14 protein-coding genes are annotated in these 18,475 nt (G+C 41.1%); 13 read left to right on the forward strand and 1 reads right to left on the reverse strand.

Features of this window, described 5'->3' with window-relative positions; all coding sequences use genetic code 11:
- The first annotated feature begins 43 nt into the window (after window positions 1-43).
- The 5 genes from QR40_RS04640 to QR40_RS04660 all read left to right on the forward strand — a co-directional run bounded on the left by QR40_RS04640 (window position 44) and on the right by QR40_RS04660 (window position 6,134).
- Window positions 44-1,063 (forward strand): LacI family DNA-binding transcriptional regulator, encoded by a 1,020-nt coding sequence (locus QR40_RS04640; RefSeq protein ID WP_044293688.1) that lies wholly within the window; start codon window positions 44-46, stop codon window positions 1,061-1,063.
- Window positions 1,064-1,251: 188 nt separating this feature from the next.
- The gene (locus QR40_RS04645) at window positions 1,252-2,610 is read left to right on the forward strand and encodes an ABC transporter substrate-binding protein (RefSeq protein WP_044293689.1); all 1,359 of its coding nucleotides are present in this window, start codon (window positions 1,252-1,254) and stop codon (window positions 2,608-2,610) included.
- 38 nt (window positions 2,611-2,648) lie between these two features.
- On the forward strand, window positions 2,649-3,539 hold the full coding sequence (locus QR40_RS04650; protein ID WP_044293690.1) for a carbohydrate ABC transporter permease: 891 nt from the start codon (window positions 2,649-2,651) through the stop codon (window positions 3,537-3,539).
- Window positions 3,540-3,550: 11 nt separating this feature from the next.
- Entirely contained in the window at window positions 3,551-4,384 is an 834-nt protein-coding gene (locus QR40_RS04655; RefSeq protein WP_027295960.1) for a carbohydrate ABC transporter permease, read from the forward strand.
- Between the two features lie 52 nt (window positions 4,385-4,436).
- A complete protein-coding gene (locus QR40_RS04660; RefSeq protein ID WP_044293691.1) occupies window positions 4,437-6,134 on the forward strand; it encodes an amylo-alpha-1,6-glucosidase in 1,698 nt (565 codons plus the stop codon).
- 97 nt (window positions 6,135-6,231) lie between these two features.
- Here the strand turns inward: QR40_RS04660 and QR40_RS04665 are convergent, their stop codons facing one another.
- Complete coding sequence (locus QR40_RS04665; RefSeq protein ID WP_044293692.1) at window positions 6,232-7,227, reverse strand: SPL family radical SAM protein; 996 nt, start codon at window positions 7,225-7,227, stop codon at window positions 6,232-6,234.
- Between the two features lie 186 nt (window positions 7,228-7,413).
- On the opposite strand from QR40_RS04665, the gene clpB reads away from it, so the two are divergent.
- The 8 genes from clpB (at window position 7,414) to QR40_RS04705 (ending at window position 18,464) form a co-directional block, all read left to right on the forward strand.
- Window positions 7,414-10,017, forward strand: a complete 2,604-nt coding sequence (gene clpB / locus QR40_RS04670) for an ATP-dependent chaperone ClpB (protein ID WP_044293693.1) — start codon at window positions 7,414-7,416, stop codon at window positions 10,015-10,017.
- A gap of 9 nt (window positions 10,018-10,026) precedes the next feature.
- Window positions 10,027-10,200, forward strand: coding sequence for a DUF4250 domain-containing protein (locus tag QR40_RS04675; protein ID WP_044293694.1), 174 nt, complete (start codon window positions 10,027-10,029; stop codon window positions 10,198-10,200).
- A 152-nt stretch (window positions 10,201-10,352) separates the two neighbouring features.
- Window positions 10,353-10,991, forward strand: a complete 639-nt coding sequence (locus QR40_RS04680) for a hypothetical protein (RefSeq protein WP_044293695.1) — start codon at window positions 10,353-10,355, stop codon at window positions 10,989-10,991.
- Between the two features lie 21 nt (window positions 10,992-11,012).
- Window positions 11,013-12,608, forward strand: a complete 1,596-nt coding sequence (locus QR40_RS04685; protein ID WP_044293696.1) for a response regulator — start codon at window positions 11,013-11,015, stop codon at window positions 12,606-12,608.
- 69 nt (window positions 12,609-12,677) lie between these two features.
- Window positions 12,678-14,477: a sensor histidine kinase gene (locus tag QR40_RS04690; RefSeq protein WP_152614167.1), complete on the forward strand. Its 1,800-nt coding sequence runs from the start codon at window positions 12,678-12,680 to the stop codon at window positions 14,475-14,477.
- A 15-nt stretch (window positions 14,478-14,492) separates the two neighbouring features.
- Complete coding sequence (locus tag QR40_RS04695; protein WP_044293698.1) at window positions 14,493-15,572, forward strand: sugar ABC transporter substrate-binding protein; 1,080 nt, start codon at window positions 14,493-14,495, stop codon at window positions 15,570-15,572.
- A 128-nt stretch (window positions 15,573-15,700) separates the two neighbouring features.
- A complete protein-coding gene (locus QR40_RS04700; RefSeq protein ID WP_044293699.1) occupies window positions 15,701-16,780 on the forward strand; it encodes a substrate-binding domain-containing protein in 1,080 nt (359 codons plus the stop codon).
- A 172-nt stretch (window positions 16,781-16,952) separates the two neighbouring features.
- Window positions 16,953-18,464, forward strand: a complete 1,512-nt coding sequence (locus QR40_RS04705; RefSeq protein ID WP_052430702.1) for a sugar ABC transporter ATP-binding protein — start codon at window positions 16,953-16,955, stop codon at window positions 18,462-18,464.
- Window positions 18,465-18,475: the final 11 nt, after the last annotated feature.

The following is an 18,475-nucleotide window of genomic DNA, read 5'->3' on the forward strand; positions in this document are numbered from 1 at the left end:
ATTAACAAAAACGTTTTCAGAAAAGAAAGCGGAGGGTGATATTATGGCAGCATCAATTAAGGATGTGGCAAAAATGGCAGGAGTCTCCGTTGGCACAGTATCAAGAGCTTTAAATGGATATACGGATGTCAGCGAGAAGACAAGGAAAAAAATTAAAGATATTTCAGCAGATCTGGGTTATACACCAAATGTAAGTGCCAAGAACCTTTCTTCTAAAAATAATAAAAACGTGGCTATGATTGCTTCCGGGTTATTGGATGAGAAGCAGACGGATGACTTTACAATGGCGCTGATTAAAGGGGCATATACTTATATGAACCGGCATCAGTTATCCATTGCAACATATGCAATCAGCTCAGAGGATCAAAAGGTAAAAGGGTTTGAAGAGTTCTGCAGGGAATTTAGTTTATCTGGAGCGTTATTATTTGGCTTAAAAGTTACAGATAAGTATGTGGAAAACATTTGCGATTCCAAGATACCTTGTGTCACGGTAGATATCCGGGTGGAGGGAGAACAGATTGGAAGCGTGATCACGGATGATGAAAGAGCATTCGAGGAAATAACCCAGTATGTGATAGACAGAAATCATAGAAAACTGATTCTGGTTTACGGCAGAAAGCAGGCAATGGTAGCCAAACTGCGGTATCGCGGATTTTGTAAAGCACTCAAGAAAAATAATATAAACATAAAAGACGTTCCGGTGCTCGATTCAAATTTTATTGAGACCCAGGCATATGAAAAAACCAAAGAATTGTTATTAAAGAAGGGGCAAGATGCAGGATCAGTATTTATCTGTATGAGTGATATCACTGCTTTTGGAGTTGCAAGGGCAATTCGTGATTGCGGATACAGAGTTCCGGAAGATTTTTCGGTTACCGGCTATGATGGGATCAGTTTCGGTAGATATGTGGAACCCAGAATTACCACAATCGATCAGAATGTAATGCAGAAAGGATATGAAGCAGGGAAATTACTGGATCGAATTTTAAAAGGGAATGCCACAGAAAAAACGGTAATTGTACCCCATTCCCTCTTGGAGCGTGAAAGTGTCAGAAGGCTTTAAACAAAGGATTTAAGCAGCATTTTTGACGGATAAGGATTACTATGCTGTCGGTGTGTATGCAAATGATTGATGGTAGATTTTTAAAGTAGGTTAAAGACCTGCTTTTTAAATAAATATTAACAAAAACGTTTTTGTAAAAATGTAACTGTAAAGTAATTGCATGAAAGAATCAATAAGGAGGAAAAGGTATGAAATTCAAAAAAGTAATCTCGGTAATGACTGCAGCAGTTCTGGTTTTAGGAATGTCCGGATGTGGTGGAAGTACAGGTACATCGGGCGATTCAGGGGATTTACAGGAAAGTAAAACTTCTTCGGATGATGTGGTGGAAGTCACCATTCCAACCTATCTGGCAGGTGAAAATGTAGGTGCTAAGTTTTTTCTGCCGGAAGTGGAACGGTTTAATAAAAAATATGAAGGCAAATATAAGATTAACATAGAAGAAGTGCCGCAGGCATCTTATGCAGAGAAGATCAAACAGCTGGCACAGCAAAAGAAACTTCCGGCGCTGGTACATTCAGCGGGATCTGGCGGAATTGATGTGCAGTGGTTCAAAGATGTAGCGGTTGCCAACGACATGGCCTATGATTTAAGTGAATTTTTGAACAGTCATCCGGATACTAAAAAGAATCTGGTACCGGAGTCCATTGAATATTGTACTGTGGATGGGAAAGTAGTCTGCATGCCTATCGCAGTTCTGAAGCCGGTAGGATTATTTTATAACAGCAGCTTATACCAGGGAGAGAAAGATATAAAGGATATGTCTATGGAAGAATTTCTGGCATCACTGGGAGATCATAAATTCGCGTTCCAGACTGCAGATAATGGATGGACAACAGGACTGCTGCTTTCTGCCCTGGTAGCCAGCCAGGAAGGCGGCATAGAATTAATCCAGAAGTATGCAGATGATAAACTGTATGATTATACAGATCCGGCTATTGTAAATTCAGTAACAGAATTGCAGAAACTGTTCCAGACCAATGCGGCTTCGAATTCTATTGGCGCTGCGTATGCTGATGCGGCAAATGCATTTATGAGTAACAATGCTTCTATAATCTGTAATGGTTCCTGGATGTCCTCCGAATTTGAGGAAGCATCCAAAGACAAGTGGAGTAACGGGTTTGACGGTAAAAATGTGAAGGCAACTATTTATCCGGGTGATGTTGGGCTGGTAAATCCAAGGATCTATGGAGAATTCTGGGTAGCAAATACAGCATCAGAGGAAGAAAAAGAACTGGCATGTGCATTTTTGGAATTCCGGGATTCCCAGGAAGAGATTGAAGCATTAATGCTGGCAGAAGGAGGAGTGGCACCTTCCATTACATATTCAGAGGATTTCCAGAAAAAACAGGAAGAAACGCCGATCTTATCCCAGCTTTCTGCAAGTATTACCGACAATACAAAGTATGCAGTATCCCTCTATGATGTTATGCCATCCTCTGTTGCAGATATTGAATTTGGAAAACTACTGCCTAAATTAGCGGATAATTCCTTAACACCGGAACAGTTTTGTCAGGAATTAACGAAAAAGGCAGAAGAAGCGAAGTAGGCTGCATTGTGAAACCAGGGAAGAAGGAGAAGCGTCCAATGAAAAAAGCACAGGTCAGTAAATTGGAAAAAAGAAATTATAAATGGATTTATTTATTTTTATTACCTTCAATTCTTATATTTTTATTTTTTTATCTTTCTCCCATAGTAACGGTGTTTGTAACTTCCTTTACGAAGTGGGATGGTTTTAATAGCCCTGTATTTGCAGGACTGGATAATTACAAGCAGATGATCGGCAGTGATACGTTTCAAATTGCACTAAAAAACCTGTTGTTCTGGTCAATTATAGCAGGAACACTGCACGTGGGATTTGGTGTTCTGGTAGCATTTATTCTTTTCCAGAAACCTTTTGGGTGGAAGGTAACAAGAACGGTGTTTATGATTCCAAATGTAATATCGGCAGCAGCATGGGCATTGATCTATAAGTTTATCTTTAATAACGATATGGGTATATTAAATAATATCATTCGTAAATTTGATCCTGAATTTGGGATTCAGTGGTTTTATCAGTCACCATATGCATTTTGGGCAGTTACATTAACCTGGCTGTTTTATGCGGTAATCGTAACCCTGGTTGTATTAAATGACCTTATGGCGATTCCGGAGGAATTGAATGAGGCCGCACGAGTAGACGGTGCTGCGAAATGGCAGATCATTACAAGAATCCACCTGCCGCTTTGCCGCAATGCCATAGGCACAGGAATCATCTGTTCCATCACATCGCGAATTGCGATGTATGAACAGATCGCCCTGACAACAGCGGGAGGTCCGGGGGATGATACAATGAATCTTCCTATAATATTAGTAAAATCCATCAGTGATATGAAATATGGATATGCCAATGCCAACGGTGTAGTCATGTTCATATTGGGACTTTTAATTCTGGCGCTGGTAAACAAGGCATTTCGCATGAACGAAAGCGCATATTAAGGAGGGTCATCATGAAACAGGTAAAAAAAGTTCTCGTTAAGATATTTGAATATGGAATATTGATTTTTACAATTATCGTTTCTGTGTTTCCGATTATATGGGTTATCATGTCTGCATTTAAAACAAATGCACAGATCCTGGGGAGTCCCTTTTCACTACCCACCAGTATCAGCTTTGATGCATTTGCCTATTTATTTGAAAAATATAATTTTTTAAGGTATGCCCTGAATTCACTGTTGATCTGCATTACCTCCACCGGATTATCACTTATTATTTTTGCCATGGGAGGATATGTAATCGCGAAATATAAATTCCCCGGGAGAAATTTTATATTTGCATTGTTTACCATCACCTTATTGGTACCGGCGCAGTCGAAGGCACAGCCAATCTTTTCCTTGATCATGAACTTAAACCTATACGACAACATATGGGGAGTAGCCCTGGTGTACCTATCGGCAGGACTTGCTATGTCCATGTTTATTTTAAAATCTACATTCATGTCAATACCCAAGTCCCTGGATGAAGCAGCGGCAATTGAGGGAGCCGGATTCTTTAGAATATTCTGGAAAATTAATCTGCCGCTGGCTAAAAGTGGACTGGCTACAGCAGGAATATTGATGTTTTTAAATAATTGGAATGAGTATTTTTATGCCTCATTGCTTACTTCTTCGGATTTAAACAGGACATTACCCCTGGCACTGCAGTTTTTCAATGAAGCATTTTCCTATGATTACACCAAGCTCTTTGCTGCACTCACGGTAGTTGTGCTTCCGGGAATTATACTCTATGCATTTGCGCAGGAACAGGTGCAGGAAAGTATAGCGGCATCCGGTGTAAAGGGATGATCACACCATGGGCAAGAACACGAAAAATAATACAAATCAGGAGAGACAACTTATGAATTTCGATATCAATACAGTACCATTCAGCTGCTATGGATCTTACCTTGCATTTTCTTATCCAAGAGATGGGGAAGGTGTTTATCAGGATCATCTGGCTCTGCGCATTCTCTATGGCATGTTTAATGAACAGGAGACATACCCTATTGTGATGCTGAATCAGGAGGGAGTGCCGGTTGCCGGAGACATAGAAGCTACACCTGTCCAGTTAAAGGTAAGCGCCGGTGGACAGGGCTATCAAATTTGTTTTCAAAATGAAGATACGGTACATTTAAAGGGCAGCACGGATATTATGATCACAAAAACGAAAATGTTCGGTTTGATGTGTGACCGTGTGATGCACCATGAAACAGGAAGCTGGGAAATAGCGGGAAATGATGCATCTGTTATCATAGAAATGATCAGGGGAAGTATCAGTGATGATTCCGTGTGGTCCGAAGAGGGAACAAGATGTGAAAATATAAAAGTACTCATTCATCCCGATAAAACGGGTGAATTCGAAATGAAATTGACACTGGCGGGGTTAAGTTACCGCAAACCACAGAATCTTACTTATGAACAAAATCTGCTGAATGTAGAAACTGCATTCGAAGATTTTAAAAAACATTTTAACACCGGCATTGAAAAATACAAAGATTCCATGGAGTTGGCTGCCTACATTAGCTGGCACAGTGTAGTGAGGCCGGAAGGATATGTAAAATATCCGGTTATGTTAATGACGAAAAATAAAATGAATATGGTTTGGAGCTGGGATTATACATTTAATGCCCTTGCCATGATGGACAAAGATCCGGTCCTTGCGTATGACCAATTTCTGGCGATTGCTGAAATGCAGGAAAAGGACGGTTCCTACCCCGACGCGTTTCATGCAAGAGCATATGTATGTACCTTTGTAAAGCCTCCGGTACAGGGATTTATCTTAAAAAGAATGTTCAAAATCCAAAGACCCGGTATGGATATTCTTAGGAAAATATATGATTCGGTTGTCCGTTTTACGAAGTGGTGGTTTGATTACAGAGGGAATATAGACGGTATTCCTGTCTATCATCATGGAAATGATTCCGGGTGGGACAACAGCACAGCTTTTCGCCTGGGAGTACCTGTAAAAGCACCAGACCTATCGGCATGGCTGATAATCCAACTGGATTTTCTTGCAGATACTGCACTAGAGCTGGGACTCATTGAGGAAGCAGACGTCTGGAAGAAAAAAAGTGAGGAACTGCTGCAAAAAATGTTAGCGCTTTTTGTAGAAAATAATCACATGAAGGCAATTAAAGTACCGGATAATAAAACAGTGGAATGTGATTCCCTTCTTCTGTATGTTCCCCTTATTCTGGGAGAAAAACTCCCCGCTGAGATACGGGAAAGAATGCTGGAAGAACTTCTGAAAGAAAAGAACTTTATAACGGACTACGGCATAGCGTCGGAGCCTGTTGACAGTCCTTACTTTGTAGAAGACGGATACTGGAGGGGGGCAATATGGCCGCCAACTGCCTATATCATGACCGAAGCATTAATGGCAAACGGGCGAAAAGAAGAGGCAGTATTAAACGCACGGCGGTTTTGCGATATGTGTGCATCTGAAGGATTTTTTGAAAATTACAGCGCCATTGACGGGCATGGACTAAGGGATTCCGGATTTACGTGGACGGCAAGTGTATTTATGATATTGATTAGAGATTATCTGGAGAAGTAAAGAAAAGCTTATGCTGTGCAATGCAGCATAAGCTTTTTGGATTTTAGGATTTGAGTTTTCAATATATAAAGATATTATTGCAGAGGGCTATCTGGATCTAAACCACATACAAAATCGGCATATCTCCCAACGTATCTGCGATCTGTTCCCTTAGGAAACTTTCACCTTCCGTTCGAAGAGATGTCTGATAACAGTACTTTCCTCTGCCTCTGCCGGTCATGTTTTCTTTACTGTACAAATCAGGTGAGCTTGGAAATGCTTCGGCATTGATTGCACGGTGAACAAAACTGTAAGTCATAAAAATAATTTCGATAAAAGCTTCTTTTTTCACTTTATCCGAAAGCGTATCGGCAAGCTGTGTAAAAAACTCTGTGTATATTTTTTTCCAGTCGTCAACGAGTATAATAGGAGCAAACAATATTCCTACTTTATAACCGGCATCACACATTTTATTTAGTGCCTGGACCCGGCGCTTTAATGAAGAAGTACCAATCTCAATTTTACTGATAATCTCCTGGGGGTTCAGGCTCATACGGAAGATTACCCTGCCTTTATGGGGCAGGTCAAGAAGAGGATCCACCATATCAAACTTTGTTGGAAAGGTCAGATACCCTCTTGGCTGAGCGGTAAATGCGGGTATGGTCCACTTCAGGTTATTGGTTATGGTATTTTCAAGGACAAGATCGCTGTTGCTTCCAATCTCAAAGGTTAATTCCTGTTCAGAGGAAGAAGCGGATTTTATCAGTCGTTCCATCATTTTTTCCCGGTTTACAAAAAGTCTCAGATACGAGCATTTATTATAATTACAGACCAGATAACAGTACAGACACATGGCACTGCAGCCGGACGAAGTATAGGGGACCAGGTAATCTGAGACTTTTTGGTTCGGTACATATTTATGGGTTTTTCTGGTTCCGATAATTAAATGGCGTTTCATATTGGCGAACTGTGAATTTTCATTACTGCGCAGTTCGTCAATTTTATTGTGGCTTTCTATTTCGATCCAGGGTACAGCAGCATATTTGTCTTTTAACTCCTGACCCAGAGGATAATTCAGTACATCCGATTCATAATAGATTTTATCAGGATACATTTTAAAACCTCCCATATTCGTAGTCTTCAATTTCTCTTTTTAGCATTTACCGTTTTTCAAAAAATACTTCATAAATATTTAAAAAAGTACTTGCAATTTTGAAAATGTATGTTATAGTAGTTATAGAACAGACAGAAACAAAGAAATCCAGCTGTCTGCAAATGAATGTGATGAGGAGGTTTGATTATGAACATTAATAAATTTACGCAGAAATCTTTACAGGCAGTTAATGACCTGGAAAAAGTGGCTTATGAATATGGAAATCAGGAAATAGAGCAGGAACACTTACTATATAGTTTATTAAATCAGGAAGACAGTCTGATTCTCAAATTAATTGAGAAGATGGAAATTAACAAGGAACATTTTGCTGGAAATCTGGAAAATGCTTTGAATAAGCGTCCAAAAGTTTCCGGCGGGCAGCTTTTTATCGGACAGAAATTGAATAAGGTCCTGATTAGTGCGGAAGATGAAGCAAAAGCCATGGGAGACGAGTATGTATCCGTGGAGCATTTGTTCCTTGCATTGCTGAAACATCCCAATGATAGCGTGAAGGCGCTGTTTAAGGAATACGGGATTACAAGAGACCGTTTCCTTCAGGCGTTGTCAACGGTAAGGGGTAACCAGAGAGTTGTCAGTGATAACCCGGAAGCAACTTATGATACCTTGAATAAATACGGTCAGGATCTGGTAGAGAAAGCCAGAGACCAGAAGCTGGACCCGGTAATCGGGCGTGACAGTGAGATCCGGAATGTAGTCCGTATCCTGTCCCGTAAGACAAAAAACAATCCGGTGCTGATCGGAGAACCTGGTGTTGGTAAAACTGCAGTTGTGGAAGGACTGGCACAGCGTATCGTCCGGGGGGATGTTCCGGAAGGATTAAAGGATAAGAAGATCTTCTCTCTGGATATGGGAGCTCTTGTTGCAGGTGCCAAGTACCGCGGGGAGTTTGAAGAGCGTTTAAAAGCCGTACTGGAGGAAGTGAAGAAAAGTGAAGGACAGATCATCCTGTTTATCGATGAACTTCATCTGATTGTGGGTGCCGGTAAGACTGATGGCGCAATGGATGCCGGAAACATGTTAAAACCAATGCTGGCAAGAGGAGAACTGCACTGTATCGGTGCGACCACTTTGGATGAATACCGCAAGTATATTGAAAAGGATGCGGCACTGGAACGCCGTTTCCAGCCGGTAATGGTAGATGAGCCAACAGTAGAAGATACCATTTCAATTTTAAGGGGATTAAAAGAGCGCTACGAGGTTTTCCACGGAGTAAAAATTACAGACAGTTCTTTAGTCGCTGCAGCAACATTGTCCCACCGGTATATATCTGACCGTTTTTTACCGGATAAAGCCATTGACCTGGTAGATGAAGCCTGTGCTTTGATTAAGACGGAACTGGATTCCATGCCTGCAGAGCTGGATGAGCTTCAAAGAAAAATTATGCAGATGGAAATTGAAGAAGCTGCATTGAAAAAGGAGACAGATAAATTAAGTCAGGACCGTTTAGAGAACCTGCAAAAAGAACTGGCGGAACTGCGGGATAATTTCAGCAGCAAAAAAGCCCAGTGGGATAATGAAAAGCATTCGGTGGAAAATTTATCTGGACTGCGTGAGCAGATTGAAAATCTGAACAAAGAAATTGAAATGGCGAAACGGGATTATAACCTGAATCGTGCGGCTGAACTGCAGTATGGGGAACTGCCAAAATTGCAGGAACAGTTAAGTATTGAGGAAGAACGGGTAAAGAGCCAGGAGCTTGCATTGGTTCGTGAAAGCGTTACGGATGAGGAGATCGCCAGAATTATATCCAGATGGACCGGAATCCCGGTAGCTAAGCTGACAGAAGGTGAGCGAAGCAAGATCCTGAATCTGGATGAAGAACTGCATCACAGAGTGATCGGACAGGATGACGGAGTAAACAAAGTAACCGATGCCATTATCCGTTCAAAAGCAGGAATTAAGGATCCCACAAAACCGATTGGTTCCTTTTTATTCCTGGGACCTACCGGTGTAGGTAAGACAGAACTTGCAAAAGCCCTTGCGGCAAGCCTGTTTGACGATGAGCAGAATATGGTGCGAATCGATATGAGTGAATATATGGAGAAATACTCCGTTTCCAGATTAATCGGAGCGCCTCCGGGATATGTAGGATACGAAGAGGGCGGGCAGCTGACAGAAGCAGTGCGCAGGAAACCGTACTCGGTAGTCTTGTTTGATGAAATTGAAAAGGCACATCCAGATGTGTTCAACGTATTACTCCAGGTACTGGATGATGGACGTATTACCGATTCCCAGGGAAGAACAGTTGATTTCAAAAATACCATATTAATAATGACATCAAATATTGGTTCGGCTTATCTTCTGGAAGGGATTAATGAACAGGGCGAAGTTAATGAGCAAAGCGAAGAGATGGTAATGAATGACCTGCGCAATCACTTCCGTCCGGAATTCTTAAACCGGCTGGATGAGATCATTATGTTTAAGCCCCTGACAAAAGCTGATATTGGAAGCATTGTAACCCTTATGATGGCGGATCTGAACAAACGTCTGGCAGACCAGGAAATCCGCCTGGAGTTGACAGATGATGCGAAAGAATATATTATAGAAGGCGGTTATGACCCAATCTACGGGGCAAGGCCATTAAAACGATTCTTACAGAAGAACGTAGAGACACTGGCGGCGAAGTTAATTCTCTCCGGCAGCGTAGGCGCAGAAGACACTATCGTGCTGGATGTTGAAAATGACCAGCTGGCTGCACATGTAAAAGTGACCGGTGAAGTAATCAAGTAGAGGTACGAAATGATTCCAAATGACCCATTTATACTATTAAGCTACGTGAATACACAACTAAGAGACTTTTATCCGTCTCTGAAAGAAATGTGTAAGAGCCTGAGCTTAAAAGAAGAAGAACTGATCAAAAAATTAGAAAACATCGATTACTATTACGATGCCGACTTGAATCAGTTTGCTTAAAAAGTTATCAAAAAGAAATCCGTTTCTTCCTGACGGATTTCTTTTTGATTTATATATGTTTTTTGTTTCTCAGACTTTTTTGTAAAAGTCCTATATTTTTCTTCCTACATCATGTATAATATTCTCTATATGTTATAAAAAGGAGAAGAATCATGCAAAAAGAAGAAAGAAGAAAAATAAGGAAGAAAATTACGATCGCTTCTATCGTCCTGCTGCTTGCGATGGTAGCATTTTTACTCTACGTAGGATTTAGCAAGCAAGTATCCCAGATCGTATTTTATGGAGCAATTGCTATTTTTCTGGTTATTTACTGGGTTCTGCTGGATGTGGTAGAGCCAAGGCTGTTACATGAGCTGGATGGGATTTCGGAAGACCGGAAGAGAGCATATTATAAATATGCAGGAACGGATCTTGTAGGATATGCAGGTATCGCTTTTTTTATTTTTAATATTGGCAATGCCGGCAGCGTGGGACTGGTTGGGGCAGTAATTTATGTTCTGAGTATCAGTTTGAAGAAGAAATTCCGTGATGAATTTACCGGTGTAAATCTTCAGAATGAAGTGGAAGCCCAGGAAAATACAGAGGCACCCGAAACCCCAGGGGAGATAGAAGACCTGAGTGAACAGACGGAAGAAGTGCCGGAAGCAATGGAAGACCCAGACGGATCGACGGAAGAAACACCGGAAGCAATGGAAGACCAGGACGGATCGTCGGAAGAAGCGCCGGAAGCAGTGGAAGACCCGGACGGACAGATAGAAGACGTGGCAGCAGAGGATTTGGTGCAGAAATAAACAGAATTTGAGGCGTATAGCATGTATACATTATTAATCGTAGATGATGAACCGCTGGTGAGAAATGCAATAAGTACGATTATAGACTGGGATTCTATTGGATTTACAACTATTTACCAGGCGGAGGATGGCCTGGAAGCCCTTGAAATATGCCGTAAGCATCAGATACATCTGGTGCTTACGGATATTGTCATGCCTTTTATGGACGGATTGGAATTGTCGAAGGCATTAAGTGAAGAATTTCCCGATATACACGTAGTAGTATTGACCGGGCATGAAGATTTTGAATATGCCAAACAATCGGTAGATCTGGGAGTGAAAAATTATATATTAAAGCCGGTTGGGGCATCCACGCTTTATTCAAAAATGAAAGAAATCTGTAAAAAGCTGAACATTGAGGCATCCCAAAAGCAGTATATAGCAAAAATGAAATTACAGATTCATCAAAGTATGCCTGCTCTTCAGGAAAAATTTTTGTATACCATGGTCTGTACCCAATATGGACAGTCGGATCATTTAGAAGACCGTATCAGATCTCTTGAGATTCCGCTTGATTCCCAGCAATATATGGTAGGAATTGTTGAGGCAGATCTGACAAAAGCAGAGAATTCCGATATTGAGTTATTCGTATTTACAGAAAAGAATATTACCCAGGACTGTATCGGCAGTCAGCATTGTATTTTTGATGATAATAACAATAAGGTTATCATTGTATTTAACCTGGATTCTTTTGGAGATGACGGACATTTTATTGCATACAGTACGCTTCAGGTTATTCAAAAGGCTGTAACTGCTGTTCTGAAGGTGAATACCACTTGTGCGCTGGGGTCAGAGGTAAGGAAACTAAAAGATCTGTACCACTCTTACCACGAAGCCAGTACGGCACTGGATTGTAAATATTCACTGGGCGCCAACAAGGTGTATGATATCAGCGATCTTGATTACATCGAGAAGGCTTTTTTTTATCCTTTTGAGGGAATTAAGGATTTGATCTACAGCATTAAATTTTTACAAAAGGAAGATATAGAGAAATCTATGGCGGGAATTTATGATGACCTGCTTTGTTCAAAAAATCTCTCCAGTTCCAATATAAAAATGGTATTTATAGAGATGATAACATCCCTTTTAAAAGAATTGTCCGGTGTACGGCAGGTCTCCAAGGATGTGTGGGGAGAAGGCTTTGCTCTTTACAATGGGCTCGAGGATATGTCATCTTCCGAAGAGATTCTAAAAAAACTGCTGTCTTTTTCCATTAAAGTATCCCGGGAACTGCAGCAGCTCCAGTCCAACAGTGGTCAGATGATTATCCAAAATGCCAAAGATTATATTGGCAGCCATTATGGGGAAGAGGAATTATCCCTCAGCACTGTTGCGGAACACGTATCTGTCAGTACCGGATATCTAAGCGGGCTGTTCAAAAAAGAAGCAAAGATAAATTTTGTGGAGTACCTTACCAATATCCGCATGGAAAAAGCAATGGAACTGATTCGCAATACCGATAAAAAGACGTATGAGATTGCTTATGAGACCGGATTTTCCAATCCACATTATTTTAGTGTATCTTTTAAAAAGTATTGCGGTATGTCGCCCTCTGATTTTCGGAGTAAACACAGGTAAAATCTGATAATTCTAACAGATGAATTGCAAATATTCCAGGAGGCATGTGTCTTGCAGGAGAAAACAACAATGATTAAGAAAATAAAACATCGCTATGATTACATGGGGATAAAGAATAAAACATTACTGCAGGTTTTTGTAGTCGTGATCTTCTTTATGCTGATTTTCATAGGGATGTTTTTGTTTATATTTACAAAGAAAATTGAGTCGGATAATGTGACTTATTCCAGGCAGCTGCTTCAAAATGCCAACAAACGTCTGGAAAATTATTTTGATGAAATAGCATCCATAGCAAATGAGGCTAACTATAACTATTATCTTCAGAATTATCTGATTGCAGAAAAAGACAATGCCGAGGGGTACAGCAATCTGACCAATGCCAAGAGTATGCAGGATTACGAAATGAGTTCCAAGGTATTTAACTCTTCCCTGAACAGCCGAACCGATGTGACGTCTCTTATGATTTTTGGAAAAAAGAGTCTCCTGTTACATAAGAGCATTTATGAATTTTGGTCTGTGGTACAGGAATATGATTCTTATCCCTGGTACCAGAAAGCAATAGAGACACCTAATACTTCTGTAATTACTGGGCCTATGCGGCATGAATTTCTGAAAGACAATACGGAACAGACGATTTCTTTGAGCAGGAGAATCAGCAGTTACGAAGACGGCAGTTTTTTAGGAGTGATTCTGATCGATTTAAATCTGAATAAAATCGCCGAAATATTTGAATCCTTCTATGCAAATGGTGAAGGAGCGCTGTGTATTTTAAATGATCAGGGACAGATTGTATATCCTATGAATTATGACAAGGTTACACCCCAGCTGCTTGAAAAGCTGAACAGCTCGGCAAAGGACAACTTTATTGCCCGTATTGATCAGGAAGAATATCAGGTGGTTGCAGCCACTTTTGAGAAGGCGGACTGGAAAGTGCTTTCCATTACGTCAACCGGAAAGCTGAAAGAGTCCATGTACGATACCCTTGGAATCGTTATTGCCGCAATTGTGCTGGTTATGGTGATTCTGGGCGTTGCACTCAGCAGAATTCTTAAAGGAGTAGTAAATCCAATTCTTCGATTAAAAGGGCATATTGATCTGGCGGATGAAGGGCATTTAAGTGAGCGGGCTGAGGTTCTGAATCACAACGAAACAGGTGCATTATCCAAAAGCTTTAACAAGATGCTTGACCGTATTGAAAATCTCATGGGTGAGGTTGTAAATGAACAGGAGGAGAAGCGCAAATACGAACTCCAGGCATTACAGGCGCAGATCAATCCTCATTTTCTTTACAATACACTGGATTCCATTATATGGATGGCAGAGGCAAAGAATTCGGATGTAGTTCCTATGACGGAAGCGCTGGCGAAGTTATTCCGCATCTCATTAAATAAAGGAAATGAATTCATCCGGATAGAAGATGAAATGGAACATGTGCGCAATTATCTGGTTATCCAGAGTATGCGGTATACGGATAAATTTACCTATCATATAGAAATAAAAGATGAGGTCAGGTATTGCAAAACCATTAAGTTAATTGTGCAGCCTATTGTAGAGAACAGTATATATCATGGAATTAAGAAAAAAAGAGGAAAAGGCAGGATTGATATTCTGGCTTATCGGGAGAAAGAAAAGCTCTGTATCCGCATACAGGACGATGGAAATGGGATGAACGAAGAAACCTGCCGGGCCATACTGACGAAAGATTCCAAATTTGAAAACAGCAGCGGATCCGGTATAGGAGTAAAAAACGTAAATGAGCGTATACAGCTCTATTTTGGGAAAGAGTATGGGCTGCGCTATACCAGCGTCCTTGGAGAAGGAACAACTGCGGAACTGGTATTGCCTGTTATAGAAGAAACCATTGGCTAAAAGGAGGCAGAGAAAATGAAAAAACTTATCATATCCCTTGTAATCTGCCTGTTATTCTTAATTACCGGATGCAGCAGTTTTAATCAGAATGCGGAGATTGAAAGCAGTTCCTCCCAAATGGAAAGCGAAACACGAAAGCTTGGCATAACAGAGGGGGCAGGTACCGGTACGGATATTGATCCTGATACAGAGAAACAGTTATCTGAGAAGTCAAAAATAGTGATAGGAGCCACTCTTGCATCAGAAGATTCTGCCTATTTAAAGACAGTCAGCAAGGCTATGATCCGTGTTGCAGATCAAAAAGGTGCCTCGCTGGATATCCGGTATGCAAAGTGGAATGAACAAATACAGACGGAACAAATGGATGAGTTTATCCACCAGAAGGTAGACGTAATTATACTTTGTCCCGTAAATGCAAAATCAATGCTTACTTCACTCAAAAAGGCTAAAGCTGAGGAAATACCCGTAATTAATCTGAATATGAAAGTGGATGCAATGTCCTCGGAATATATCAGTACTTACATTGGAGCCAGCAGCTCGGAAGAAGCAGCCCTGGCAGCAGACCTGATGGTTACCGCTCTTGAAGATGGCGGAAAAATAGCAATTATTGAAGGAGCACCGGGAAGCGATCCCCAGGTATACAGAACCCAGACATTTGTGGAGCAGATGAATTCCCACCCCCAGTTTGAAATCATCGGCATTGGAAACGGCAGCTGGAACCGGGAGAAAGCAATGCTGGTAACTATTGATTTAATGCGAAAAAATCCTGATATAAAAGGAATCTTCTGCCACGACAGCAATATGGCATTAGGAGCCCGGGCGGCGCTTGAATCCATTGATAAAACTGATGTCGTCCTGATTGGAGTAGGGGAAGACCAGGAATATCTGCAGGCGGTGAAAGATGGAAAAATCTATGGTCTAATAACACAGCCTCCGGTATATGAAGGCGCATATAGTATTTACTGTGCCATTGATATAGCAAATGGAGAAGAATTAAGGCCGTGGTATAAAGATCCGATCCAGACAATCACAAAAGAAAATATCGGAAGTTATCAGGATCCTATGGATGGAGAAGACCTGGAATCATCCAATTAGAAATAAAAAAATAAACCATATGTGAAAATTTCGACCAATCCCATGAAAAAATTGAATTAATTTTTTCGTGGGATTGTTTTATATTATGAGTGTAGCAAACAGCAAAACAACAAATTGGAGGATATCAAATGAAGAAGAAATTTTTAAGCGGATTAATTTGTGCAGCAATGGTCGCAGGAATGCTGGCAGGATGTGGAGCATCCGAAAAGAGTACAACAGAGGCAGCAGCTACCGGTTCAAGTCAGGCAGCATCCACAGAAGCGGCAGGAGATACTGCAGCTGGCACAGAAGGTGCAGGCGAAGCCGGAGGAGAAACAGCTGCAAACGGTGATCTGACCATTGGTTCTGTTATTATGAATACATCTGGTGAATGGTTTGCGGAAGTTATCGCAGGTCAGGAAGCAGCAGCAGAAGATCTTGGCGTTAAATTCAGTATCGTAAGTTCCGACAATGAAGTTTCCAAAGAATCCGATAATGTGGCAACTTATGTGGCACAGCAGGTAGATGCACTGGTGATCTCACCGCTTTCCGTAGATGCATCAGTTGCAGCGGTTGAAAGTGCTAAGGATGCTTCCATTCCGATAGTAAACTGGAACACTACGGTAAATACAGATACGGAAGGGTTTGTAGGGGTTTCCAATTATGATCTGGGCGGAAAAACAGGAGAGTATGTAAAGGAATATGTAGAGAAAAATTTCCCGGATGGATGTAAGATGGCAATCATCGGAAACAGCAGTTATGAAGTTGGTGTTGAGCGATGTAAAGGTTTCAAGGATGCTATCAAAGATGCAGCAGGCCTGGAGGTAGTTGCAGAACAGGATGCAGAACTTCAGGAAGAAGGTCTTGATATTACAGAACAGATCTTAACCGCAAATCCGGATGTGCAGTTAATCTGGGCATGGAACCAGACTTCACTCCTGGGATGTGTGGCAGCGCTCCAGAACGCAGGAAATGCAGAAGTAGTTGTAATGGGAACAGACATGAGTGTTGATCTTGCAAAAGATATGCAAAGTGAAGCTGTGAAATTACAGGCAGTCACAACACAGATGCCTTACGATATTGGATATAAAGCGGTTGAAAATGCAGTAAAAGCGGCAAAGGGTGAGACTATAGACAAAGAGACACTGGTGCCTTTGAAAACGTATACCAAAGACAATGCAGATGAAATCCAGACGTATATTGATGAACATAAGGATTTAGTAAAATAAGAATAGACTGTCATGAGCCTGTTTGAAAATTAATTTCATCAATCAGCAATGCCTGGCTTTGTGGAATGGATGTATCGCAAAGAGGAATCACACCTTGATGAAAGCAATTTTCAAACTCGCTTCAGAGATAACATGAGGAGCAGGTTAACAAGCAGAATAAAAGAAGGCGAAGGTGAAGGAAGTGTCTGACATTATATTAAAGGCAGAAGGCGTTACGAAAAAGTTCGGCGGAATCACCGCTTTAGAGAATGCCGGTCTGGAACTCAGAAAGGGAGAGGTGCATGCTCTGGTAGGTGCAAACGGGGCAGGGAAAAGCACATTGATTAAAATTATTACAGGCGCTTATTCAAAGGATGAAGGGAAAATTTATCTGGATGGCAGTGAAATCAATGTAAAATCCACATTTGAAGCGCGTGCATTAGGCATCAGTGCTGTTTATCAGGAATTTAGCTTGATAAATACCGTATCCGTGGCGGAAAATATTTACATGGGTAAATTAATAAAAAAGAAAATCGGTCCTGTGAATCAAATTGATTGGAAAAAAATAAATGATGAGGCTCAGAAAATTTTAGATTTATTAGAGTGTAATATCAAGCCGGATGCTGTAGTAGGGACATTGAGTGTGGCACAAAAGCAGATGGTTGAGATTGCGAAGGCACTCTCCAACGAGATAAAGGTGCTGATTATGGATGAACCCACAGCCTCCTTGTCGGATAATGATATTGAAAATATGTTTAAGGTTGTAAAAGGGCTGCGGGAAAAAGGCATCAGTATTATCTACGTCTCCCACAGACTGGAAGAACTGCCGGTTATCTGTGACAGGATATCGGTATACAGGGATGGAAAATATATTAAAACTTTAGATATAGAGGATGCTCCGAAAAATGTGATTATTGAAAACATGGTTGGCAAGAACATGACTGTTACGGAACAGGCTAATTGTGCAACCAAAGAAGTCTTGCTGGAAGTCAGGAATTTTTCTTCCGGAAAGAAATTCAGCAATGTAAACATGAAACTTCACAGAGGGGAGATTCTGGGCATTGCCGGACTTGCAGGGGCGGGGAGAACAGAGTTTGTCAGAGCATTATTCGGTGCAGAGCCCAATGATTCCGGTGAAATTTTCATGGAAGGTAAAGAAATACATATTAAATCTCCAGGAGACGCTAAAAAAGCCGGTATTGGATTTGTTACAGAAGACAGAAAAGAAGAAGGACTGATTCTGAACATGGATCTGCATACCAATGTAGGTATGACCATACTGGATAAATTAAAAAAGAGAATTGGGCTGGATTTACACAAAGAGGTAGACTTGATGAATGGATATATCAAATCCCTGAGTATCAAGTGCCGTGACGGAAATCAAAGAGCCATGGATTTGAGCGGTGGAAACCAGCAGAAGGTTGTTATTGCAAAATGGCTGGCTACCGAGCCTAAGATTCTGATTATGGACGAACCCACACGAGGAATAGACATTGGCAGCAAAAACCAGATTTATGCGCTGATCAATGAACTGGCGGAACAGGGAATCGGAATCATCATGATTTCCTCTGATCTCCCGGAGGTACTGCAGGTATCCAATCGCATTATGGTACTAGCGGCTGGGAAAGTTACAGGAGAGTTAGTAAATAAAGATTTGACACAAGAGGTTCTGCTTGATTATGCCACCAGCCAGAAAGCAGTCTAACGGAGAATTCA

Origin of the sequence: Robinsoniella peoriensis, from assembly GCF_000797495.1 — a bacterium.
Classification (GTDB): Bacteria; Bacillota; Clostridia; order Lachnospirales; family Lachnospiraceae; genus Robinsoniella; species Robinsoniella peoriensis.